This window comes from Psychrobacter sp. M13 (genome assembly GCF_030718935.1).
In the GTDB taxonomy this organism is placed as follows: Bacteria; Pseudomonadota; Gammaproteobacteria; order Pseudomonadales; family Moraxellaceae; genus Psychrobacter; species Psychrobacter immobilis_G.
The window spans coordinates 2,775,008-2,799,783 of sequence record NZ_CP132194.1 but is presented as its reverse complement, the minus strand read 5'-3'; the positions used below and the strand labels follow the sequence as shown (position 1 = coordinate 2,799,783).

Sequence of the window (24,776 nt, the reverse complement as noted above, 5' to 3'; positions counted from 1 at the left end):
CCCTTTTATTAATAGTAATTATATATTCTACGGCCTAAACCATCACTGGGGTCAAATCATCTAACGCTACATCATGAACACTATGATTGACCTCTGCCATACGAGTAGGAAAGCCGCGTTGTTCAGCCAATACTCTAGCAGCGCCATCGATAGTCAAGCTATCATTGTGCTCTAGATATTGCCAATTATGAGCATAACGATCTTGATTAGCAGGTAAATTGCTCTCTAATAGGTCAAGCTCAATCAATTGCTCAACGATCTCATCAGCAGCAATCAATGTCGATGATGCTTTGACGTTTTCAGCGCGTGCATAATGCAAGTTAGGATAGAGACTGACATCCGCCACTCGTAGAGTATCATCTTCACCTGGAATTTGCTGACCACCATATAAGGCATTGCCTATGGTACGTGCACTATTAAAACTCGGTACAAATTCAGCAACATAATCGATCGATTGCTGACTACGCGCTTGTAGTGGCGCTTTATCCCAGCCATCTTCGATGTAGTGCACATACTGTGCAGGCAGCTTAGGTTGTGAGCTATCCTTAGTAGAGGCCACCAAGCCATCATCAAACAGAGTAATAAATTTACTCATACCATGAATCTGGAAATAACCGCCAGGGTATGGCGTCAACTGCGCCATACCCTCAGGAGTACCACGCGCACCATATACAATAATCTCAGGTATTTGCCCACCAGCATCATCCCAATGCGTAATGTATGAGGATTTAAACTCTACCATACGTGTGACATCGACACCGACCATATCATCGATAATACCAGTACGAAAGCCACAAGCATTGACTAGATAATCGACTTCTATAGAATCAGATTGTGCTGTATTTTTTGCGACATCATTATTAGCGTCACTGCTGGTATCGTTATTATGCTTAAAGGCTTGAGGACTTTGCTGATAGTCAATGCGCCACTTAGAGACATGATGATTGGCATTGCTACAGTCACTGCACTCAACAGCTACTACTTGCTCAACTTTGGTATCGGTAAAGACGTGAGCATTATCATAGCCATCTAACGCAAGCTGAGCTGATGCTGCCAAGCGAAAGATATTCCAGCCGTACTCTTGCACCACAATCAGCGGATATTTGACTTTATTTAAATCTAAATATTTGGCAACAGGTATGACCCATTCATCGACAGTGCTAGGCACAGCGACTTGCTCGCGTCCGGATAATTCAATGAGCTGCTCATGGCTGTAAAGCTGATAGTAGTCTTCAGGCTCACCCAATACTTTATTATTAGGATCTTGCTCAATAAGATCACGATAAGCTTGGGTCAATATATCTAGACGCGGCAGTAGATCCTCAGGCATGCCTTCATCACGAGTAGGCACGGCGAACACAGTAGGGCGCACGTCTATGGTATAAGGATAAAGACGTAAAATATCGATACATTGCTTAAGTAGTGCGACGCAATCCTCATCAGGAATCTCACGATATAGATTACCACCTGCATGCAAGTGACACATTGGCGGACCATCGATAAGTGATTTTTTCTTCTCGAATAGATAAGTCTCAAGTCCTAATGCTGCTAGACGAATGGCGATAGTCGCCCCAGCAGTACCGCCACCTAAGATACCGACTCGCTTTTTAGCTTTAGCAGTAGCCAAAGGTGCAGTGGTTGCATCTGCAGTTGCGAAGGTATGAGCGTAGTTAAAAGAATGAGTCATAATCGAGTAGGTATCCTTGGAGCCACTTAGCCTAACTTAGTAACGATAGTGGCAAACTTATTGATTTTATTATCTTTGTATAGATATGAGTGCGTTAACAGTTGAGTTCAATAGAGATAGTAAAGCACCCTTCTTCATATTCCAAATTGTTGTCTAATTACAATGCAATGCAACATTTGACGTTAGCTGTAAAAGGGTTGCTCGTTATATTATTTGATCATATGGTCTTAAATGAGTATTCTACGGAATATTAAGATTTATATAACCGTAAACGCGTAAAGTACTGCATAAATTTTGTCAACAAGTGAAGGTACTGTGTAATAAGCAAACTCTAATAGTAAAGGCAAACGGAATCTTGAAAATAATACGGCTTACTATTATCTGTTATCTGTTATCTGTTATCTGTATTGAGGTGTTTTGTTAGTTTGAAGTGGAGAGCGGATTAATCGTTTTTTGCTTGTGCTATATTGAAACTGCTCGCTATTAGGATATAGATAGAGCAACTAACTTTAACGAAATAATTTTTTACTATGAGATAAGGAAGTTACTATGAAAAATATTATTATGTTGTCAGCTTTGACAGGAGTCTTAGCGCTCTCTGGTTGTACGACTATGAAAGACATGATGGGCATGGGCGATTCAGGGATGCAAGATATACAAGCTACTGCCAGTAATACAGCTCCAGTTACTAGTATGAACGGGGTGTTAGTCGACTCAGTTAATAAAATGACTTTGTATACTTTTGATAAAGATTCAATGAATAAGTCTGAGTGTGGTTCAGTTTGCACGGTTGCTTGGCCTGCATTTATGGCACATAATAATGCCAAGTCATCAAGTCAGTTTTCAGCTTTTCAACGAGAAGATGGCACTTATCAATGGGCTGCTAATGGCAAGCCATTATATTTCTATGCCAACGATACCAAAGTAGGTGATACAGATGGTGACAATAAGCTTGGTGTCTGGCATGTTGTCCGTACCAAATAATATTTAATATAGTATCTTATAAAAAAGCAGCCATTTTTAGAGCTGCTTTTTTTTGTTCATCAGAATACTTTTTTACACTAGTTTTTTTTAATCAGCTCGCCGTCGATTTGAATAGGCACGTTAGTAGTGATACCGCCTGCAAACATAGTCATACCATAAGCCGCGCGGTCGATATTACCTGTCGCACGAAAGCCGATAACAGGCTCTTTAGTCATCGGGCTATCAGCAAGCTTTTTTAGAGTCACATCAAGTGTTAATGGCATAGTTTTACCTAGCAGGGTAAAGTCGCCTGTTACTTTAGCTTGAATAGGATTACTAAAACTGACTTGGGTCGATTTAAAGGTCATTGTTGGATATGTGGCAACGTCAAAGAAGTCGTCAGATCGAAGATGCTCATCACGCGCCTCCCATGCAGTATTGATACTATTAGTATCAATAACAAAGCTCATTTGCGTAGCATCAGGCGTTTTCATATTGTAATTAAGCGTGCCATCAACCTTATCAAAACGACCCATAGTGGTCGAAAAGCCTAAATGCTCAACCTCAAAGCCGACGCGAGTATGTGAATTGTCCAGCTCCCACTGCGTTGGCATGGCGGCGCTGGCAAGGGTAGTTATCGCTAGAGTTGAGCTGATGACTAGGGTTTTTGCTAATATTTTTGCTGAATAATTTAAAGAAAGAGTAGTCATAAATCTTTGTTCCTATCAATAAGTAATTGTTGATAAATACGGTTTAATAGATTGCTCTAAAAGCCTGCAATAAAAATCATTCATCATTTATAACGTATCGCAGTGCAAAAGTCAGTAGCGTTATGCAAACGGATGTATTGCTTTATCTTGCTACACAGAACAATGTGAACTTTTGACCATGACAACTAAGTAGCAATGACAACTAAGGATAATCTTTAAGCCGCTTTTATTAATAGTCATTGCTCGATGGCTTGCATCAAAGTCCAAAAACCGTTAAAATCGCCCTTTAATTTTCCCGCTGTGGAAGGCTAAGAAAGCAGAGGTGTGGTGTTGAGTGCTGGAATAAGCCAGTGACGTGATTGCCAGCCTTAGATATGTGCTTAGTGCCTCAGTTACGTATGTCAATCCTGATTATCTATCATTTAGATGACATGCATCGGACCTAGAGAGATTATTATGCGTAAAGATATCCATCCTGATTATCATGACGTTTTGTTCCATGACACCAATGCTGACGTTTATTTCTTAACCCGTTCAACCGTTAAGACCAAAACCACTCGCGAGTATGAAGGCACAGAATATCCGTACTATCCACTTGATATCTCAAGTGCATCGCATCCGTTCTATACGGGCGAGCAACGTAAAACCTCTACTGAAGGTCGTGTTGCTAGCTTTAACAAACGTTTTGGCGCATTCGGTGGCCGTAATAAGAAAGCTGCTGATTCTGCTGAATAAGATTGCTATTGAGTATAAGTTATTTTTACTTATGCCCTATAATAGTGTGAAGATAAAAAAACCGCCCTTAATAAACTGATCCTCTAGACTTGGACAGTTTAAGTTTGACAAAGGACTGAGCCCTGTATTGTACAGGGCTCAGTCTTTTTAGTTTAAGCTGAATTCTTTCATCATTACAGTAATGCACATATTCATGAATTTGTTTTTCTAATGTCTCAGTCGTTTTATTCTTTTCAATGTAGATAGTCTCATACTTGAATATCTCAAAGAAGCTCTCCATCAGTGCATAGCCTAGACAGTTTGGCGCTCGCATCCTGAACTAGCTCAACAGTACAGCACACAATCCAAAAACAGCGATAATGCGTTGAGTAATCAGGCTGTTTGGTAAGCGATGGTTCAGATAAATGGCAACACCTTTGCCAACAGTATATAGACCAAGCATAGCAATGATCATACCAGTAAAGAAACCCGCTATAGTGCTGCTTGTAGGGACCTCAATGGCATGTGCAGCTCCGTGGAACATAGCGAGCGCACCAAAACCAATGATGGCTAAGTTATGCCCTGTTTTAACGGATGCTTTGTTGCTTTGATTCAATGAGTTATTAAAGTAGCGGCTCATAAGGGCTGTGGTGAGTGCGACGATAGAGAATAGAATACCGTATTCGATAAACATAGGGTTCAAGCTCACACTCAAGCTCAGTGCAAATCCCACTACCAAACCAACCCCTAATGAGGCAAAGCCTTTTTTGAAGCTGTGCATTTGAGTCAATAGCATGCCCATACCGAGTGCTAGCATGAGGTGATCAAGCCCCGTCAAAGGATGCGTTATGCCAGACAATATTGAACTTATAAATGCGGCATCTGTCGCTAGTAGGTCGTGCCCAGAATGAGAAAATGCCAGTGTCGGTAGCAATGACAGTAGTGCCAAGCCACTGATGATTACTGTTTTGCTAGTAAGGGTTTTAGAGGCTATAGATTGTGATGCTTTTGTGCTCATGATAATACATCCTTAATAAGTCAACAAATCGATATACTCACGATCTGCTGAGCCGTTTATCAGTGGATAAAATAGTTATTGACGCCACAGAATATGTGGCTTTGAGAGATAACAATACAGGTAGCGTCTTACGCCGCACTTATCATGCCTTTATCAAGAATAAAGGCCACAATATCATCCAGACCGTCGCCTGTTTTCATGTTACTAAAGACCACAGGCTTATCACCGCGCATTTTTTTGGCGTCATGTGCCATAACCTCAAGCGATGCGCCTACTAAAGGGGCAAGATCGGTTTTATTGATAATGAGTAAGTCGGATTTCATAATGCCAGGCCCGCCTTTACGAGGGATTTTATCGCCTGCTGAGACGTCAATGACATAAAGTGTTAAGTCGGATAATTCAGGGCTAAAGGTAGCGGCCAAATTATCACCGCCAGATTCAATAATAATAAGCTCAAGACCTGCAAATTGTTGCTGTAATTCAGCGATGGCAGCGAGATTAATTGAGGCGTCTTCACGAATAGCCGTGTGCGGGCAGCCCCCTGTTTCAACACCGCGAATACGCTCGGCTGGCATCGCCTCATGACGGGTCAAGAACTCAGAGTCCTCTTTGGTATAGATATCATTGGTCACTACGGCCATATTGACGCTATCACGTAAGCGCTGACATAATCTGAGGGTTAATGCTGTTTTACCTGAACCAACAGGACCGCCAATACCTAAGCGTAGAGGTGATAGTGTCGTATCTGAATGAGTGTTTTCGACTTTAGGGGTCAGTGCCATAAATAAATATCCTCGATAAGGGTTATTAAATAACGGTAGTTCAATAAGTATTGTTCAATAGAAGTTAGGTGTGTCAGTGTTTAAGAGCGAAATAATCGGCTGTATTGCTTTTCATGCTGACAAGAGAGTATCGCTAAATTTGGTAAATTCGCGGACATATGTAGCTGCTGATAAAGTAGATTTAGCTTTATGTTGACTTCCACAGACGTATCCTGAAGGTGCAAAAAGCTTTGCTTGACGCGGGTCGCTAGCGGATATACTTGCGTGCTTAACAACTGCTGTAATTGCCAAATAACTCGCTGTCCTGCCATTTGCCCAAGCGGTACGGTTTTGACCGCTGCCAGTACCATATTTTCTATTTGACCAAAGGCGTAGGTGGTCATCGCTTGCTCAGGCTTAAATTGCCAATGCGCGCTAATATGGGCAAACAGTGGCAAAAAGCCGTGGGCAAGCAAGCTATCAGGTACATCAAGCTTAAGTACCTCATCAAGCCATGCGGATAAGGATAGTGCTAATTGGCTCGACTCATAGACGAACTCTTTACTCTCACGGCTGGCGTGATAATCCTTGCCTAAGGCATCAGCAAGCGCTACGTCATCAACCGTCAGGGCTTCAATCATAAGCGCCAATAGCGGTAGCTCATAGCGACACAGTGCGAGCTCCAGATAGTCACTCATAAATGCTAAGCAGCTGCTTTCATCATGAATAAGCCCTGACTCAATAGCGGACTCTACACCTTGGGAGTAGGTATAACTGCCAATAGGCAAGTTACTTGAGGCTAGCATCAATAGACGTCCAGTTACCTCGGTATTATTCAGATCGCTTATACCTTGTGCTTTATTAGTAGTCTGCTGTGAGTACACGGAATCATTATTCATGAGCGTTATCATGACTGTGATTATCACTGTGATGATCATTATTATGATGGCTATGGTTATGATGACTGTGCGCGTGCTCATGATTATTAGAGTGAGCATGAGAGTGAGCATGAGAGTGAGCATGCCCGCCATTATCACCTTTATAAGCACCCGTTTCTGGTTCAAACGGTGCTTGGACTGCTTGGGTATGTAGGCCAAGTTGATGTAGCATCGCCTCTAATACGTGGTCAGGCTCGAAGTACAATGCCTTGGGCGCAATCATTAAGGGCACATGACGGTTACCCAAATGATAAGCGCCCTTCATAAGATCAAAGCTATTATCGGCAGTCACTTCGATTAAGGCTTGCTTGGCAGCCATAATCTGGACTAATGCGCCTTGATTATTTGTCAACACGCTACCATTTTTGATGGTTTCGGTACGCGGTAGATCCACACCAATAGTTTCTTGCTGCTGAGTTTGTGCTTTGAATCGGCTGCGCTGGCGAGTATCAAAGTCTAGATACAAAAAGTGTCCTGAGCATTTTTGAGTATCAATCGTGGTTTGTTGCTCAGTGTTAAGCGCTGATTTGTCGAGGCGTTGCGTATAAATTATCATAAAGATGTCTACAGTCAGTTAAAATAGCCCATTTAAAGTTTTGTATCTCTAACAAAATAAAAAAACAATTAGAATAAAAAGTAGCGCTGCGCCATTGGTAGATGCTCGGCAGGCTCGCATGTTAGTAGTTTGCCATCGGCATAGACTTCATAGGTCTCAGGATTGACCTCCATATCAGGACAGTAGCTGTTAAACTTCATGTGTTGCTTGCGCACCTTACGAATGTCATGCACTGCTCGAATAACTTTTTCTAATCCCAATTGTCTATCCACGCCTTTGTCGATAGCCGCACTTGACATAAAGGTGATACAAGTTTGTGCCACAGTTTTGGGGAAGCTGCCAAACATGCTGCGATAGTGCACAGGCTGCGGAGTAGAGATGGAGGCGTTTGGGTCGCCCATAGGCGCAGCAGCTATCAAGCCGCCTTTGAGAATGCGATCAGGTTTTACCCCAAAAAATGCGGGTGACCACAAAACCAAATCTGCCCATTTACCGACTTCAACAGAACCTACCTCATCGCTGATACCATGAGTAATCGCAGGATTGATAGTGTATTTTGCGATATAGCGTTTGATGCGAAAATTATCGTTACCGCTATCAGCGTCAACATCGCTTAAGGTAATCCTCAAAGAGGATTGCTCGGTTTTAGCGGACTTGTCAGGTGCTAGATGACCGCGCTGCGCCTTCATTTTATCAGCGGTCTGCCACGTGCGAATAATGACTTCTCCCACGCGTCCCATCGCTTGCGAATCACTACTCATCATAGCGATAGCGCCCATATCTTGTAAAATATCTTCAGCGGCAATGGTTTCTTTACGAATACGGCTCTCTGCAAAAGCGACATCTTCAGCGATAGAGGGACTCAAATGATGACAGACCATGAGCATATCTAGATGCTCATCAATAGTATTAATAGTAAATGGGCGCGTCGGATTAGTGGACGAGGGTAGCACATTGGTCTCCCCAATAGCTTTTAGGATATCTGGCGCATGACCACCGCCTGCGCCTTCGGTATGAAAAGTGTGAATACAGCGGTCTTTAAACGCGCCTAAAGTACTATCCAAATAGCCGCTCTCATTGAGTGTATCGGTATGAATCGCCACTTGTACATCATATTCTTCAGCCACGCTAAGACAGTTATCAATGGCTTTGGGCGTAGAGCCCCAGTCTTCATGGAGCTTAAGACCGATAGCGCCTGCTTCAATTTGCTCGACAATAGGCTTAGGTAAGCTCACATTACCTTTGCCCAATATTCCGATATTCATCGGAATAGAGTCAGTAGCTTTTAGCATGCTGTGAATGTGGTAAGCGCCAGGCGTACAAGTTGTCGCAAGCGTACCTTCAGCAGGCCCCGTGCCACCGCCTAACATCGTGGTGAGACCAGACATCAATGCCGTTTCACATTGCTGGGGTGCAATAAAGTGAATATGACTATCGATACCGCCAGCAGTCAGGATTTTACCTTCTCCTGCGATAATCTCGGTCGCCGCGCCAATAGGTAGCGTCACATTAGGCTGAATATCAGGATTACCGGCTTTACCGATGCCACTAATGCGCCCCTCTTTGATAGCAATATCAGCTTTATAAATACCCGTATAATCGACGATTAAGGCATTGGTAATAATGGTATCAGCGACTTGACTACCCAGTAGTTGCGATTGACCCATACCATCGCGGATCACCTTACCACCGCCAAACTTGACCTCTTCACCAACACTGACCTTGTGAGTATTAGAACGACGATCTATGAAGCTGGTCAAATCATACTCAACTTCAAGCCATAAATGAGTATCAGCCAGACGTACTTTATCCCCTGTAGTAGGGCCAAAATGCTCTGCGTGAATACGTCTATCGATAGACTTTTGCGACGTAGCTGTAGTGTGTTTAACCTCAGCTGGCCCCATAACTTTGCCTGCAAAACCATAGATGTGCTGACGACCTGCGATAGCAACCAGCTCAACTTCGCGCGCTTGTCCTGGCTCAAAACGTACCGCCGTACCTGAGATGATGTTCAGACGGTAGCCAAGTGTCAACTCTCGATCAAAACTTAGTGCTGTATTGACTTCATAAAAGTGATAGTGAGAGCCGATTTGAATAGGGCGGTCGCCGGTATTGATGACTGCTATGGTTTGAACACTGCGATCAGCGTTCAAAGCCATATTGCCTGCTTTTATTTTATATTCACCTGCTTTTATCATAATATCAATTATCCTTAATTATCTTTGCAACGGCTGTACTGTGAATCAAGCTATACGATGGGGTTATGTACTGTTACCAGCTTGGTGCCATCAGGAAAAGTGGCTTCAACTTGGACATCATGTATCATCTCTGCGATACCGTCCATAACATCTTCGGCACAGAGGTAGGTCGCTCCTTCACTCATCAGTTGTGCCACTGTTTTGCCGTCGCGAGCGCCTTCCATTAGCAACATGCTGATGTAAGCAATAGACTCAGGATAATTGAGCTTGACGCCGCGATTTTTACGACGCTCCGCTACCATGCCTGCTGTAAATAATAAAAGTTTATCTTTTTCTGTGGGGTTTAATTGCATGGATACTCCTTGGTTATTATCATTCTTTATAAATTATTGAGCGTTTTAAATAGTTATAAAAGATATGCTAAATAGTGTCATTGTGGTTTAGTGGCGCATTGCTTGAGATGCATAGTAGGTGATATTAGGTATCCCAGATTCTCGGTCGATGAGGCTCAAGCTTGTACCATTTAGACCTGATAAGCTCGCGAATTTGGTAAAAAGCGTCAAAGCAAGCACGCACATCTGACCCCAAATAGCGACAATTAATACCTTGATAGTTATGAGTACAGTAAATAGGTAGCGACTGCTGATCGATAAGATGACGTATCTCGGCAATAATAGTATCTAAATACTGACCAAGCTTTAGCGGATTATTCTGCAACTTAGGTGCAATGACCTCTGTGCTGGGTATTGCCCAAAAGGAGCCATGCACATGGTGATGGTTTAACCCAAGCGGGGAGATAAACCAGCGCGTATTGGCTTGCTGGCAAGTATGCTCACTGACGAGTAAACCCTCACCACGCCATATCTCTAAGCGGTTGGCATAATGACCGTTAGCAAAAACCTCATGATACGCTTGACGCCCGAACACAGCAATATCCCAAGTCAGCAAACTGGCTGTCTTAGCTAAATAAAAGCGATTATTGGCGCAAGAGACAGAGTGGTCGTAATAGATGCTTTCTTGGGGGAGCCATTCAAGAATAGCATGGTCAGCAAGGCGCGCGTCGATATGTTGTTCTGCGCTAATAAACTTTGAGGATTCAGAAGATTCAGAAGATTCAGAAGATACATAGTGCCGTAGAGACTTTCTTTGACCATACCATTTGCCCGCTCCAGGAGTCGTTATCACAGCGTGACTGTTGGGCTTGAGAGTAAAGTCTAAGGTTAAGCGGTCCTCATCGGCAATACCAGCGGGCGGGTACAACACGTAAATATGGCAAATCCCCTCTTGGCTATCAGGCTCAGGATACAGCGCGCGCTGTACTACTAACGCACCCGTATGAGCGCGATGAAACAGCCGAGTTTTAGTGCTGTCAGCGACGTGGTCAAAACTGAGCTGTAATGAGGATTGCCAAGTCAAAATTGTGTTCCCTTTTAAAAAGTGTCTCTTTAAATTGCGACCAATTCTTGAATATTATTCTCAGCCATGACGTGACCTGACCCTTGAGCAACGACTTTTCCGCGAGAGAGTACCGTATAGTTATCGGCAAGCTCTTCTGCAAACTCATAAAACTGCTCAACCAAAACGATTGCCATGTCGCCTTTGTTGGCAAGACTACGAATGACTCTACCGATGTCTTTGATGATGGATGGCTGAATACCCTCAGTAGGTTCATCCAAGATTAGTACTGACGGCTCAGATGCCAGTGCTCTTGCAATAGCCAGCTGCTGCTGCTGACCGCCTGATAGATCACCACCGCGGCGATGCTTCATCTCATCTAACACTGGAAATATATCGTATAAGTATTTGGGTACTTTACTTGCCTTACCTTGAGAGAACTTTGCCATGCCAATGAGAATGTTTTCTTCAACACTTAGAGTAGAGAAAATATCGCGTCCTTGCGGCACATAAGCGAGTCCTGCGCGTACGCGTAGCTCAGGCGTCATCTTGCTAATATCTTTACCGTCTAATAAAATCTCCCCTGATTTAATAGGTAAGATACCCATCAAGCATTTAAGCAAAGTCGTTTTACCGACGCCATTACGGCCCAGTACGACGCTACATTCGCCTACAGGCGCAGTAAGAGTGACGTCGCGTAAGATGTGACTGCCGCCGTAGTATTGGTTTATAGCATTAACTTCTAACATATAAACACCTGCATTCTTTTTTAGGTTCAGTTTTAAGCGCTATTATTTGTTATTGATCTGAGTTTATTATCGAGTTAAGTTTATTATCGACTCAAGTTTATTATCGACCCAAGTAGGTCTCAATAACGGCCTCATCGTTTTGCACTTCACTCAAAGTCCCTTCGGCCAAGATAGCACCATTTGCTAAAACGGTTACTTTCTCACTAATAGCATCAATAAAGGTCATGTCATGCTCAACCACGACTAAGGTATGATTCTTTTTGAGGCGTAGACACAGCTCAGCGGTGTGCTCGGTTTCGGCATCGGTCATACCTGCCACAGGCTCATCAAGCAAGATGAGTTTTGGTCTTTGCATCAGTAACATGCCGATCTCTAGCCACTGTTTTTGACCATGAGATAATAACCCTGCTGGCTTGCTTATCATGTCTTTTAAGCGAATTTGCTGTAGCGTTGAGTCAAGCGTATCTTGAGTTTGCGCATCAATTTTGGTAAACCAACTTTTTGATACCCGCTTATCTTTGGGCGCAGCCAGCATTAAATTATCGAGGACGGTAAAATTTTCAAATACCGTTGGTTTTTGAAACTTACGACCAATGCCAGCCTCAGCGATCTCTTCAGTAGATAGCTTGGCTAAATTATGAGTTTGACCAAAAAATGCACTTCCTTTAGTCGGACGTGTTTTACCAGTGATAACATCCATTAAAGTGGTCTTGCCCGCGCCATTAGGACCGATGATACAGCGTAGCTCACCCTCTTCAATATATAAAGATAAGTCATTAAGTGCCCGAAACGAGTCAAACCATACGCTAACGTCTTCCAAATACAGCGCGATACCATGCCTCATATCTGGACCTGATTTAGGGGTAGGGCGTGCTAAACCAGCACTGTCGCCATAATCTTCGGCCAAAGTAGTGACGGGACGAGCAGCCCTGTTTTCTGTAGCCGTTATACGGTCAGTCGCTTTATTATTCCCTGTTGGAGTACTCATACTATAATCAGTCTTATTAGATATTTTTGACATCATTCTTTTTCCTTCTTAAAACGATCGAGGACACCAATAATACCGTTAGGTAGAAATATAGTAACGACTACGAATAATCCCCCTAAAATAAGCAGCCAAAACTCAGGGTAAGCTACAGTAAAATAAGTCTTAATCGCATTGACTGCGCCAGCGCCTACAATAGCACCAATAAGTGACCCTCTACCTCCAGCAGCCACCCATACGGCCATCTCGATGGAGTTGACAGGATTCATCTCGCCTGGGTTAATGATGCCAACCTGAGGCACATATAGAGCACCTGCGATACCCGCAATCACAGCGGACAACACCCAAGCGGATAGCTTGTACCAAAGCGTGCGATAACCCAGATATTGCAAACGATTTTCGCTATCACGAATAGCACCAAGCACGCGGCCATAAGGCTGGTTCATCAAGTAGCGTAGCCCTATGTATGACAGTAGCAGAGCCAAAGCTGTGGTAAAACACAACATCGCTCGGGTTGAAGAAGCTGTGATGTCATACCCGAGCAACGTGGTAAAACCTGTGAAGCCATTATTACCACCGAAGCCTGTTTCGTTACGGAAAAACAGTAAGGCTGCGGCGTAGGTCATGGCTTGGGTGATAATCGAAAAGTAAACCCCTTTAATTTTTGAGCGAAAAGCAAAATAGCCAAAGATAAAAGCGACCAGACCTGGAACGAGCACCACCAAGGCCATAGCCCACCAAAAGTGCTGCGTTCCCGCCCAATACCACGGCATTTCAGTCCAGCTCAAAAAACGCATAAAGTCTGGCAGAGCGTTGCCTGCTGTTTCGCGCGTTAAGTACATACCAAAGGCATAACCGCCCAAGGCAAAATAAAGGCCATGACCTAAGCTTAAGATACCAGCGTAACCCCAGACGAGATCTAGTGCCAGTGCCACCATTGCTAAAGCCATGATTTTGCCAATAAGCGTTATCCAGTAGGCAGACAAGTGAAAACTTGAGCTCTCTGGCATTAAGTGTAGCCAAGGTAAAATCAGTAGTACCAAAAAGCATAAACCAATCAAAATAGAGTTACGTGGGGAATCAGATAACAGTTGAGTCAAACGCATGAGGTTCTCCTTAATCCACAAAACGGCCTTTTAGGGCAAATAAACCTTGTGGACGTTTTTGAATAAATAAAATCACAAGAACCAATAACACAATCTTAGCCATCACCGCACCAATGCCAATCTCAAGCACAGTACCACTGACACCAAGACCTAAGGATGCCAATACGGCGCCCCATACTTGTCCTACGCCGCCCACGACAACGACTAAAAACGCATCAATAATATAAGTCTGACCCAGATCAGGTCCGACATTGCCTACTTGTGCAAGCGCGCAGCCAGCGAGACCTGCAAGACCTGAGCCCAGACCAAAAGCCAGCATATCGATACGGGCAGAGCGAATACCAACAGCGCGAGCCATCTGCCGATTTTGGGTCACAGCGCGCACAAATAAGCCAAAGCGAGTCTTGTTAAGTAGATACACAAGGAGCATAAGAACTATAATCGTAAAGCCGATAATGGCGATGCGGTTATAGGGGAGTACTAGGCTTGAGGACACCTGATAAGCGCCGCTTAGCCAAGCGACATTACTAACTTCAACATTCTGTGCACCAAAGACCATGCGCACTAATTGCATAAGAATAAGACTGACACCAAAAGTGGCTAGTAAGGTTTCAAGCTCACGACCATAAAGAGGGCGAATAACGATTCGTTCGATAATCATGCCGATAATGGCACTGACTAAGAAGGCCACGGGTATAGCCGCAATCAGATACCAACCCGCCATTTCAGGAAAATACGCTTGAAAAAGGTTTTGCACCACATAAGTGGTATAAGCGCCAATCATAATTAGCTCGCCATGAGCCATATTGATGACCCCAAGGAGTCCAAAGGTGATCGCCAGTCCAAGGGCTGCCAATAACAAAATACTAGCAGTGCTCATACCCGTAAAAAGATGTCCCATCCAAGTGCTGAAGGTAATGCGTCGCTCGATACTCGCTTCAGCATCTAGCAGACTAGATTTGAGCACAGGATCTAGATCGTTTGCCGTTAATGCTCGCTTGACCTCAACCAAGACTTGCGGGCTATCACTATCGGCAAGTAAGTTCACAGCGGCTGTTTTAGTCGCTAGATCACCATCTCTAAACTCAATACGTGCCTGTAGATAGGCGAGAGCATCCTTAACTTTACTATTATTCTCTGTAGCTGCTGCTGCCGAGATGATAGTGGGATCTACTTGATCAATGTTATTAGATAGAATATCAACGGCTTGTAGACGCTGAGCCGTATCCTCTGACTCAAGTTTAACTTTGGCTTGTCCAAAGGTTAGCGCCGAGCGTAGCACATTGGTCAAGGTCACTTGTGATAAGTCGCTAGGCCAATCCGCGGTTTCTTGCTTATTTGGGTAGGTAAACAGTTGATCGTCGCTATTTAGCAGATATGTCTGCCCGCCATTGCCTTGGTATAGCTCATCATTACTAATGAGCGCCACTAAAGTATCTAGGCTCTCAATAGATGCTGGCCAATTATTTAACATCGCTTGGCGTTTGCCGAAGTCTGCGGCAACAAACTGCTCAATGGCATCGCCTTGACTTAAACTAGCATCAGCTGGCGTGGTGAGAGATTGCTCGTTTTGAGTAAGCAAAGTCTGATCACTTATGGCATTAGATGTCGCCGTCATTGTATTGGTAGACACAGCCTCATCATGGCTGTGTACGACTGGCGTCTCGTGAGCATAGGCAGGCGCGGTGATAGTTATTAAGAGATACACAAATAAAGAGAGTAGGCCAATGATAAAGGGCTTATCAGAGTAGTTGGCTTGCGCGTCACTTTTAGAATAGACATAAAAATGTGCCATGGTAATTCCTTTTTTACAGTCAACACTCCTCCAGCTCCCTACTGAAAAATGGTCTTAATCAGTAGAGAGTTTAAAAGGATTGCTGGTATTGAACCAATAAGGGGCGAATAATTAAGTGGTTACGACCTTATTTAGGAATGTACTGACTCCATGGCTCGGCACGGATAGCTTCTGGTGTTTTGCTAATCACATCGAACTGGCCATCAGCACGGATTTGACCGATCATGACAGGCTTCCATAAGTGATGGTTTTCTTCATCCATTTTCAGTGTGTACCCTGATGGAGCATCAAACGTTTGACCACCCATGCTAATACGTACTTTATCGACATCAGTTGTACCCGCTTTTTCAACCGCTTGTTTCCACATATTGATACCGACATAGGTGGCTTCCATAGGATCGTTAGTCACAACTTTGTCCGCATTAGGGAGGTTGTTGTCTAGTGCGTACTGTTTATATCTTTTGGTAAAGCCATTATTTTCTGGGTTTTTAATGGACATAAAGTAGTTCCATGCGGCCAGATGACCTTGCAGTAAGCTGGTATCGATACCGCGTAGCTCCTCTTCACCTACTGAGAATGCCATAACTGGAATGTCGGAGGCTTTAATGCCTTGATTGGCAAGCTCACGATAAAAGGGCACGTTTGAGTCACCGTTAATAGTAGAGATAACGGCTGTCTTTTTACCCGTAGAGAAATTTTTGATATCACCTACGATAGTCTGATAATTACTAAAACCAAATGGCGTGTATTCCTCCATAATATCTTCTTCAGCGATGCCCTCAGATTTTAAGAAGGCACGCAAGATTTGGTTGGTGGTACGGGGGTAGACATAATCTGTGCCAAGTAATACAAAGCGTTTTGCACTACCGCCCTCTGGACTCATCAAGTACTCAACGGCAGGAATGGCTTGCTGATTGGGAGCCGCCCCAGTATAGAAGATGTTTTCTGACTGCTCTTGACCCTCGTACTGTACAGGGTAGAACATCAGGCCATTTAACTCTTCAACCACTGGCAGTACTGACTTACGTGACACGGATGTCCAGCCACCAAATATCACATCAACTTTATCTTGAGTTAATAGCTGACGAGCTTTTTCAGCGAATAATGGCCAGTCGGAGGCGGGATCAACCACAACAGGTTCTAGCTGCTTACCTAACACACCACCGTTAGCATTGATCTCATTAATGGTCATCAGTGCCGTATCTTTTAGAGATGTTTCAGAGATGGCCATCGTGCCAGATAGTGAGTGCAAGATACCTACTTTGATCGTATCGCTATCTGTCGTAGATGCAGTAGTATTTTCGGTTGTTTCGACTGTTGTTTCGCTACTAGTTTCTGCGGGTTTTTGGCAACCTATGAGGCTTAGACTGCCTATAACAGCGATTGCCAATATAGACAAACGCGATTTTAATCTTGAATCCACACGATAGTTTGTATTGACGTGAGTAGCAGTGATAAGGGTAGGCAATAAAGACATATATTTCTCCAAAAAGACAAAATAGCAGACTAATAGGTCGAGTGAACGAACCGATCATAACTGTTATTAATACATCAATATTTATGCCAACCTAAAATATAAGATTTTGCACTAATACTGGTCTTTATTAAGAGATATCGAGATTTTTTTTGCACCGTAATGATTCTTCTTTTTTTTAATGCACCATTTATATACAGCCAAAAGTTGCAAAAACGGTGCATGAGGAGTAGTCATCAGGCACGCTCTTAGTTTGAAGCAGTCAATCAAACTTCAACAATCTATAGACAATAAAAAACCCTACAAGTATGAACTGATCCCATAACCTTGGACAGTTTGACTAGAGGGGTTTTTTAAGTTTTAAACTATAGTTTTAGTGGTTACTCTAAGGCGGAATCATTAGAGATATCAAGTAATTCAACAACAAGCTCTGCTAATTGCTGCGCCCAATAGCCATACATCAGACTGCTAGGATGAAAGCCGTCGTCCGCGAACATCACTGAAATATCTATAGCGGCACCATTGGCGTGCTCATCCATCATCCTTGTAAAGTCAGTCGCCATATAAGTGACGCCATCATGATCGGTACAAACTTGCTGTAATATATCATCCAGCTTAGTCGCTTTTGCTCCGATAAAGTGACTCAAGGGTGCAGGGAGTGCTGGCATCTGTGCCATTTGCGGCAATCTTGCAAAAATCAAATGAGCGACACCGAATTTGCGCTGAGCAATAGCAATAATTGATTCAAGCTGTTGTTGCCACTCAGCCGTTGAGACGTTTGCAGTAGTATCATTGACCCCAACACTTAGTACCATCACATCGAGAGGATGAGTAGGTTTAGCTAACACATAAAGGCGACGCAGAATATCGAAGCTAGTATGCCCCGTTGTCGCTTGTACTGACCAAGTTAGCTCATCAAATTGCTGACCAAATGCTTCGTTAGTTAACGCTTGCTGCTGCAAAGCAGGTATCAGTTTACCCGCTAGAGCCTGCTCTTGGGTCTGACTACCGACCCCAGCCGCCGCTGAATCTCCAGCGATCATTAGACTAAGCGTTTGCTGATCGACATTATGACTATTCAAAGCTGTATTTAGCCTAACGCGCCCGTAGCGTATCCCTTCAGGCTCAGATAGACGCAAAGTATCACGTTTAACCTTACGACCTTGATATAGATATATCGGCGCTAGCAATACGTCTTTTGCGACACTCTTAATTTTAGTCGTTGCTACCATCCTGCACGCTCCCGAATAGTCGTTAGACTGTCTTCAACGACTAGCTTGCCATCGATGAACACATCACGTAATAAGTTCTTGTTGTCGGTACTTAAGTCATCAGCTTTAACGGTTTGCAGTTGACCGCGACTATCTTTTATTAATGCTAAGCGACCTTTTTTTGAGCGTTTAGAATGGCTAGTAATAGGATCTTTATAGATTTCTTTCCAGTTACCATCGATTGAGATTGCACTGGCTTTCATCGCCCAGCTCATAGTGTCGCGATTGACTTGCTGCAATAGACCACCGCCCATGCCAAAGGTAATGTTATCTGCACTAAAGCCTGCTGCCATTACGGCATTGACAATCTTACCGAGACTTTGCGGACTGATACCATCGCCTTGGATAATACGTACGTAATCGGGCAAGACTTTATAACCTTTGCTATTAAAAGTCGTACCGAATTTGACCGCTAGACGCTCTAATGCTTCCCGAACCACTTTGATCGGCTCACCGCTATCAGGTCTGATAACCAAAGTGCCACCGGTGTTTTTGACGTCATCTTTGAGCGTGTCACCCCAGATATTGTCGATGGCATTCCATAAGTCGTAGCTGTCCGATACCACCGAAAAAGCTTTGTCTTTGCCACCGAATTGCTCAAGCATGTTGGTATAAGCATCGGTTTCGCCATCGCGGCCCCAAGCCGTCATCGTGCTATGCTCAGCGGCAGGAATAGAAAATGCTGGCATGTCTTTATCCATACCGTACCAACGGCTGGCAGCGACTAAAGCGGTCATTGAGTCGGTACCTGAGAAGTTAACCAAATGTGCAAGACTGCCCAATGCTACGGACTCAAAACTTGAAGCGCCACGCGCACCAAAGTCATGCAAACGAAATGGTAGCGAGTCAAGATTGTCAGCAGATTTCTCTAGCGCATCACGGATAATGCCTTTGCAATAGCGCGACACGCTGGCAACGGTTGAAGGATACCAAATCGCCCGTAAAAGGGAGGTCTCGATATAGCTGGGTAGCCAATAAAAGTCAGGGTCAGTATTGATAATTTGGCAGACGACGTTAGAGACGGGTACGATAGTACCTTCGGGAACCGCTTCAATTCGTAGCGGTAGATACCCACCATGTCTATTAACTAATAGCTCCCAACCAGCGCGGTTAAAGGTCAAACCATGCGCTTGAATGACGGCTTCGGCTTCATCGATATCTTGCATAGTGACAGGAGTACTTAAGTATTCTTTGATAAAGGCTTGCAGGCCAAAAAACACCACATCGTAATCGCCACCGCGAGCTTCGACATAGCTGGACATATACTCGCTACCCGCTGGATATTGCACCCAATGGGAGGTTTTATAGCTATCGCTATTCAAGATTAAATTATTAAAATTGCTGGTGTACATCACAGAACTCCTCTGCTTTTTGATGTCGCTATTTGCTTTATTGAACAAGTTGCGACGAAATAAGCCTTTGCCGTCTATCGGCTAGGGCAGTGAAACTTAAACCATTAAAATAATAGTTATAAAATTATATCGACAATTTTTACTTGAAACTGACTATATTATGACTTAAAAGGTCAAAATAAGTTGATAGCGCTGTATAGTTTCAAATATCAATTGCAAGTATTACAACCCAACCATCTTCATGATAATCGCATAGTGATCTTCAAACATCTTTTTGGAATCAAGCTCTGCTAACGGCAACCAAAAAGCTTGTGCCGCATCATCGCCACCTTTGACTTTGGGCAGACCTTTGGCATCGTTTTTAAGTTGAAAATAAAAGGCTTGGGTAATGGTGCGACCACGAGCGGAGCGATACGGATCATCAAAGGTATGCTGGCTATGACGCGAGCCGCGCAGTACAGGTTCTGGTACCTTTAAGCGTGTCTCTTCACGCAATTCACGAATACAAGCATCAAGCAAAGTTTCTTTTGGATCGACAAAGCCACCTGGCAAAGCCCATAGGCCACGTCCTGGCATGCTACGACGCTCGACCAATAGTATATGCCCTGACTGAACCACCAGTGCATCGGCAGTCATAAAGGTCGGTGGATAAGGTACAGAGGCCCACTGTTTTTTATACTTATCGATAAAGCCTGCCTCGATATGTAACTGCTGATAGTCATCTGTTGCTTTAAACTTATCTAATACTTTGCGAGTTGATTCAGGGGTACGCTCAGGGGTTGGCGTCGCACCCATAAGATAACTTTCACGAATAGGAGTTGCTGACAAATTATGATGGCTAGGAACAGATATAGATGCCCAATGAGGGAATAATGACAGATAATAAGATGAGCTGTCTTTTGAGTGTCCAATTAGACCGATATCAGAGCGCAAATCATTAGTCACTGATCTGACGCTAGCCTGTACATATTGTAGCCAGCGCGTATCATTATAGAGTACATCATCGAGTGCTACGCAGTGAATACGTGCAGCCTCCTCTTTTGAGTAAGCGCCTTCAATCATGGCCGTGCGTTCAGCAACCGAAAAAGGATTGCGTAAACTACGGGGTAAGTTGGCTGAACCAATAAGTATAATGACTTCATCAGAACGCTTAAGCGCCTCATCGATAACCGCTTTGTGCCCATTATGAAACGGCTGAAAACGTCCAATAAATACTAGATATTTATAATGTTTATTGGCTTGATTATCTAAACCAACCTTAACTTCTAGTGGGTTTTTCATTTGTTCTTGCTCTGATAATTCACTCATAAACGTCAACTCCCTACAGAATAGCTATCAAGTATTCAGAATTATTTTTGATGTTGATTCAATGACGCTAATACTGACACAGCTTATGAAGAGCTGGCAAGTGTAAAGATGTTTTGTATAGGTATGATTAGTAGCGATTGGGTTTATACCTTTTATCACAAAGAATAACGTATATTTCCTGTTAAGACTAGACTTTAGTATGCCTATTAACCCAAGCGGCAATCGTCGACCAAACTTCTTTGGCAGCGTTACTGCTGAGTATGATGCGACTATGGTTATAATCTTCTAAGTGACCATTTTTGATAGCAAATTCACAAAAGACATTAGTAGAATTATTAAAGTCATTTAGGAATAACTGGCAGCCACTCGGTGGCGCGATAAAATGATCACCTTTGGCGCTGATAGCATAAATAGGAATAGTAATAGACGGCATCAGCTGACGATAATCGAAGGTCTCATCCACGCTGCTTTCTTGATGATCGCTATCATGCTTAGCTAAGCTACTTTGGAAGTGTTTACCTAGATTCCAGTTATACCACTGACTCATCGTATGGTAGCTCTCATTGATTGGACCTAGTTTAAACCTTTTAGCAGGAACATATCCCAGCAGGCGAGTCATAGTTTTTAGCAAGGTTATTTTAGCGTAGCTTTGAGTGTTGAGCACTGCGCCATAAGCTTGGCAAGCGACCATCGTGATACTGTTTATTTTAGCGATATAATGCTGGTTTTGCGTCAAAAACATCGTCAAGCAAATACCGCCACCGCTATGGGTCACTGCATGTAGATTGTCTACCTTTAATTCGTCGAATAAATACTGAAAAGTCGCTGCAATGTCATAAAAGGCGATAGTCTCAAAGTTGAATTTATCGGAGGGAATTGAGCTGTCGCCATGACCGCGCCACTCCATAATGTAGCACCTATGACCAAGCTTGGCTAAGTAGCCAGCCATACCTAAGCTGACTCTTTTGTCTGAAAACGTACCATGAATCATGAGTATATTTTGCGCTTTGATTTTAGTTTTATCAGCAAAATATTGTTGCTCGACAGGATCATCGCTAACTTGCCAAACTGCAATTTTCTCACCATCTTGAGTAGTCACTCGATGTAAGCTTTGGGTTATCATAAATTTGACTCATTTTAATTAGCTAACTATTTGCTAATTACAGGCATATAAGAGGCAAAAACAGGTTTGCCAAAGGTCAGTGAATGGGTCATAGTTATCTCAGCCATCACTATTTTACAATGAGTCTAAAACTTTATCTATTCACTTTTTACAGAGAGCTACTATGCGCACTATTATTTTAATTGTGGCAGGGCTGGTGCTGCTAGCCACATCTTGCTTTATCGCGCGTCTATTCAAGGGTGATCATGGAGCAAGTCGCATCGCTACTATTTTCATAGGATTATGGTTCATCGTGGCGGCTATTAATCTCAGTATTGGTGTCATCAGTGCAGGTTATAATGTGTTAGAAGAGATACCATTCTTTTTAGCCGCGTTTGGTGTGCCTGCACTAGTAGCGTTAGGTATTCGCAAACGTCTTAAATATTAGCGACACTCAATTTAAAGAATACTTGATAATTAAGCGCATCGCCTTCATAACTGCGCTGAGGATGGAATAAGTAAAGCACGGCTTTGTTCGTCCGCAAGACAAGAGCTATGCTAGCAGTGAATAGTGTTATTTTTTGCCGCAGATAAAGTTAAAAATAGTCACTGTTATTGCCATGATCGAGAGATCAAACAGATCCTAATATACGCTATTAAAAAGACATTTTGAACGTAACTATCTTATCCTACAGAACAATGACTAAGTAATGAATCAGGAGTAATTATGAGCGAAAATAATCCAACCAGCGCTGCCCCTACAGAGCTTACAGACGCTTCAGAGTATGAGTCAGCATTAGATACTGAGCAGCTTGAGACTAAGAGTAATATTACTATTACGGAGTCCGCGCAAGGCTATTTAGCAGATTTGTTATCTAAGCAAGATACGGACGGCATTGGTGTACGTATCTTCGTTGAGCATCCAGGGACACCGCGTGCCGAGTGCTGTATGGCGTACAATCAGCCAGGTGAAGAGGACAGCGCTGATCTAAAGTTCAGCTATGATAATTTTGCTGCTTTTATCGAGGCCGCTTCTGTGCCTTATTTAGAGGATGCGGTAATCGACTATAATAAAGACCGTTTCGGAGGTCAGCTGACTTTCCGTGCACCCAACTCAAAGGTGCCAAAAGTGGGCGCTGATGCTAGTATTGAAGAGCGTATCAACTACGTATTGCAATCAGAGATCAACCCAGGTCTTGCCGCCCATGGTGGTGATGTGCAATTGCTTGAGCTCATTGAAGAAGAGGGTATTGGCCTGACCGCTGTCTTGAAATTTGGTGGTGGTTGCCAAGGCTGCTCAGCCGTTGATATGACTTTGCGTCAAGGGGTTGAAGTGCAGCTAAAGCAGCAAATTCCTGAGCTGACCCAAGTGGTTGATGATACGGATCATAGCAGCACTGAAAATGCTTATTATAAATAACTACTATTGTTTTTAGGTTAATAGTTACCTAATGTTAGCTATATTAAATACTTAACAAGTCAGATACGTGATGTGTCTGGCTTTTTTTAATGAGTATTATAAATAAAATATTTTAAGCTGATCTGCTTGTTTATATTATGTCCATATATTACTTATTAAAGTATTTTATTTACACTATTGTGTCCAATTTGGACTTATGGTAGTATTAATTCTTTATAACGTGAGGAAAGAATTATGAGTATTTACTTATTTTGGAATAACAAAGGTGGTACAGGAAAAACAAGCTTAACATTTCAAACAGTGACTAGATTTTCGGAATTGAATCCAGACAAGAAGGTGTTAGTAATTGATATTTGTCCACAAGCTAATATTTCTGAAATGCTTTTGGGAGGACAAGAAGGCAATGGAAGCGATAATTTGCTAAAACAACAGGGAAAGGTTCCTAGATGTAGTATTGGTGGATATTTTGATTATCGTTTAAGCTCACCTTTTACAGTTCCTGATTTTGACGCATCTTCCTATGTAACAAAACCCAATAAATTCAATGAAAATGTACCTAAAAACCTTGATTTAATCTGTGGTGATGCATTATTAGAGTTACAGTCTATAGCCATGAATACATTAGCTAATAACGATATCCCTGGTGTAAATGCTTGGCTATCTGTAATTGATTGGCTTAAAAATTTACTAGACAAGCTTGATTATGATTACATTTTTCTAGATACGAACCCGAGTTTTTCAATGTATACGCAGATAGCCATTGCTGCATCCAATAAGGTTGTTTTGCCAGTAATGGCTGATGATTCTTCTAGAAGAGCAATTCAAAATGCATTTTCTCTAATATATGGTCAGAGACTACCTTCTGAAGTATATCGGAATTATACGTTTGCAAAGAAGTTAGAAGATGCAGGTCGCGCCCTTCCTAAAATTCATCTTATAATAAAGAATCGAATTACTCAATATATGGGAGATGCTTCAGCATTCAAGGCAGTGTTGACTGCAATGGATGATGATGTTAATGAGTTAATTGATGACTATCCAAATAGTTTTACCTTCTCAGATGTTGCTGATGGAATGGTGAGCGTGCGTGATTTTGGCACTACAGGAATTGTCGCTTTCGCTAGAGGATGTCCTTTTTCAGTTATGCCTTCAGGTAAGTTATCAGTTGCAGGTAGAAGAGTAGGAGTAAAAGCGGATTATCGAGATGCAGCTCTATTGTGTATAGATGAAGTTGTAAGTAAACTATAATCATAAAGTTAGATATACTTTGTTAG

Annotated in this window: 23 protein-coding genes and 1 pseudogene; 5 read left to right on the top strand and 19 right to left on the bottom strand. The window is 43.0% G+C overall.

Annotation, left to right across the window (positions count from 1 at the left end):
• Positions 1-34 precede the first annotated feature (34 nt).
• Positions 35-1,687: an FAD-dependent oxidoreductase gene (locus Q9G97_RS11800; RefSeq protein WP_305898971.1), complete on the bottom strand. Its 1,653-nt coding sequence runs from the start codon at positions 1,685-1,687 to the stop codon at positions 35-37.
• Positions 1,688-2,236: 549 nt separating this feature from the next.
• Here Q9G97_RS11800 and Q9G97_RS11795 point away from each other — a divergent pair.
• Positions 2,237-2,671, top strand: coding sequence for a hypothetical protein (locus tag Q9G97_RS11795; RefSeq protein ID WP_305898970.1), 435 nt, complete (start codon positions 2,237-2,239; stop codon positions 2,669-2,671).
• Positions 2,672-2,748: 77 nt separating this feature from the next.
• Here the strand turns inward: Q9G97_RS11795 and Q9G97_RS11790 are convergent, their stop codons facing one another.
• Positions 2,749-3,360: a YceI family protein gene (locus Q9G97_RS11790; RefSeq protein WP_305898969.1), complete on the bottom strand. Its 612-nt coding sequence runs from the start codon at positions 3,358-3,360 to the stop codon at positions 2,749-2,751.
• 456 nt (positions 3,361-3,816) lie between these two features.
• Here Q9G97_RS11790 and Q9G97_RS11785 point away from each other — a divergent pair, with 456 nt between their 5' ends.
• The gene (locus tag Q9G97_RS11785; RefSeq protein ID WP_201570270.1) at positions 3,817-4,095 is read left to right on the top strand and encodes a type B 50S ribosomal protein L31; all 279 of its coding nucleotides are present in this window, start codon (positions 3,817-3,819) and stop codon (positions 4,093-4,095) included.
• Positions 4,096-4,162: 67 nt separating this feature from the next.
• Here the strand turns inward: Q9G97_RS11785 and Q9G97_RS11780 are convergent.
• From Q9G97_RS11780 to Q9G97_RS11700, 17 genes and pseudogenes are all read right to left on the bottom strand, one after another.
• Positions 4,163-4,405 (bottom strand): annotated as a pseudogene (locus Q9G97_RS11780) (IS3 family transposase); the annotation flags it as partial.
• Between the two features lie 9 nt (positions 4,406-4,414).
• The gene (locus Q9G97_RS11775) at positions 4,415-5,092 is read right to left on the bottom strand and encodes a HupE/UreJ family protein (protein ID WP_305898968.1); all 678 of its coding nucleotides are present in this window, start codon (positions 5,090-5,092) and stop codon (positions 4,415-4,417) included.
• Positions 5,093-5,220: 128 nt separating this feature from the next.
• On the bottom strand, positions 5,221-5,874 hold the full coding sequence (gene ureG, locus Q9G97_RS11770; RefSeq protein ID WP_201570264.1) for an urease accessory protein UreG: 654 nt from the start codon (positions 5,872-5,874) through the stop codon (positions 5,221-5,223).
• Between the two features lie 80 nt (positions 5,875-5,954).
• Positions 5,955-6,752 carry an urease accessory protein UreF gene (locus tag Q9G97_RS11765; protein ID WP_305898967.1) on the bottom strand — a complete coding sequence of 266 codons (798 nt, stop codon included), beginning with the start codon at positions 6,750-6,752 and terminating at the stop codon, positions 5,955-5,957.
• Complete coding sequence (ureE, locus tag Q9G97_RS11760) at positions 6,745-7,347, bottom strand: urease accessory protein UreE (RefSeq protein WP_305898966.1); 603 nt, start codon at positions 7,345-7,347, stop codon at positions 6,745-6,747. The genes Q9G97_RS11765 and ureE overlap by 8 nt, the downstream gene beginning before the upstream one ends.
• Before the next feature lie 68 nt (positions 7,348-7,415).
• The gene (ureC, locus tag Q9G97_RS11755; RefSeq protein ID WP_305900334.1) at positions 7,416-9,548 is read right to left on the bottom strand and encodes an urease subunit alpha; all 2,133 of its coding nucleotides are present in this window, start codon (positions 9,546-9,548) and stop codon (positions 7,416-7,418) included.
• Between the two features lie 47 nt (positions 9,549-9,595).
• A complete protein-coding gene (gene ureA / locus Q9G97_RS11750) occupies positions 9,596-9,898 on the bottom strand; it encodes an urease subunit gamma (protein ID WP_305898965.1) in 303 nt (100 codons plus the stop codon).
• 124 nt (positions 9,899-10,022) lie between these two features.
• Positions 10,023-10,961: an urease accessory protein UreD gene (locus tag Q9G97_RS11745; RefSeq protein WP_305898964.1), complete on the bottom strand. Its 939-nt coding sequence runs from the start codon at positions 10,959-10,961 to the stop codon at positions 10,023-10,025.
• A gap of 29 nt (positions 10,962-10,990) precedes the next feature.
• Positions 10,991-11,689 (bottom strand): urea ABC transporter ATP-binding subunit UrtE, encoded by a 699-nt coding sequence (urtE, locus tag Q9G97_RS11740; protein ID WP_305898963.1) that lies wholly within the window; start codon positions 11,687-11,689, stop codon positions 10,991-10,993.
• Positions 11,690-11,789: 100 nt separating this feature from the next.
• On the bottom strand, positions 11,790-12,713 hold the full coding sequence (gene urtD / locus Q9G97_RS11735; protein ID WP_305898962.1) for an urea ABC transporter ATP-binding protein UrtD: 924 nt from the start codon (positions 12,711-12,713) through the stop codon (positions 11,790-11,792).
• Complete coding sequence (urtC, locus tag Q9G97_RS11730) at positions 12,710-13,780, bottom strand: urea ABC transporter permease subunit UrtC (protein ID WP_201570256.1); 1,071 nt, start codon at positions 13,778-13,780, stop codon at positions 12,710-12,712. Before urtC ends, urtD begins: the two co-directional genes overlap by 4 nt.
• A gap of 10 nt (positions 13,781-13,790) precedes the next feature.
• Positions 13,791-15,398: an urea ABC transporter permease subunit UrtB gene (urtB, locus tag Q9G97_RS11725; RefSeq protein ID WP_371747945.1), complete on the bottom strand. Its 1,608-nt coding sequence runs from the start codon at positions 15,396-15,398 to the stop codon at positions 13,791-13,793.
• A 304-nt stretch (positions 15,399-15,702) separates the two neighbouring features.
• The gene (urtA, locus tag Q9G97_RS11720; RefSeq protein WP_371747887.1) at positions 15,703-17,052 is read right to left on the bottom strand and encodes an urea ABC transporter substrate-binding protein; all 1,350 of its coding nucleotides are present in this window, start codon (positions 17,050-17,052) and stop codon (positions 15,703-15,705) included.
• Positions 17,053-17,429: 377 nt separating this feature from the next.
• The gene (locus tag Q9G97_RS11715) at positions 17,430-18,281 is read right to left on the bottom strand and encodes an SGNH/GDSL hydrolase family protein (protein WP_305898960.1); all 852 of its coding nucleotides are present in this window, start codon (positions 18,279-18,281) and stop codon (positions 17,430-17,432) included.
• Positions 18,275-19,672: a nicotinate phosphoribosyltransferase gene (locus Q9G97_RS11710; protein ID WP_305898959.1), complete on the bottom strand. Its 1,398-nt coding sequence runs from the start codon at positions 19,670-19,672 to the stop codon at positions 18,275-18,277. The genes Q9G97_RS11715 and Q9G97_RS11710 overlap by 7 nt, the downstream gene beginning before the upstream one ends.
• Positions 19,673-19,894: 222 nt before the next feature.
• Positions 19,895-20,980 carry a bifunctional nicotinamide-nucleotide adenylyltransferase/Nudix hydroxylase gene (locus Q9G97_RS11705; RefSeq protein ID WP_371747886.1) on the bottom strand — a complete coding sequence of 362 codons (1,086 nt, stop codon included), beginning with the start codon at positions 20,978-20,980 and terminating at the stop codon, positions 19,895-19,897.
• A 187-nt stretch (positions 20,981-21,167) separates the two neighbouring features.
• A complete protein-coding gene (locus Q9G97_RS11700) occupies positions 21,168-22,103 on the bottom strand; it encodes an alpha/beta fold hydrolase (protein ID WP_305898958.1) in 936 nt (311 codons plus the stop codon).
• Between the two features lie 163 nt (positions 22,104-22,266).
• On the opposite strand from Q9G97_RS11700, the gene Q9G97_RS11695 reads away from it, so the two are divergent.
• From Q9G97_RS11695 to Q9G97_RS11685, 3 genes are all read left to right on the top strand, one after another.
• On the top strand, positions 22,267-22,530 hold the full coding sequence (locus Q9G97_RS11695) for a hypothetical protein (RefSeq protein ID WP_305898957.1): 264 nt from the start codon (positions 22,267-22,269) through the stop codon (positions 22,528-22,530).
• A 279-nt stretch (positions 22,531-22,809) separates the two neighbouring features.
• Positions 22,810-23,502 carry a Fe-S biogenesis protein NfuA gene (gene nfuA, locus Q9G97_RS11690; RefSeq protein ID WP_305898956.1) on the top strand — a complete coding sequence of 231 codons (693 nt, stop codon included), beginning with the start codon at positions 22,810-22,812 and terminating at the stop codon, positions 23,500-23,502.
• Between the two features lie 234 nt (positions 23,503-23,736).
• Positions 23,737-24,750 (top strand): ParA family protein, encoded by a 1,014-nt coding sequence (locus tag Q9G97_RS11685; protein WP_305898955.1) that lies wholly within the window; start codon positions 23,737-23,739, stop codon positions 24,748-24,750.
• Positions 24,751-24,776 lie beyond the last annotated feature (26 nt).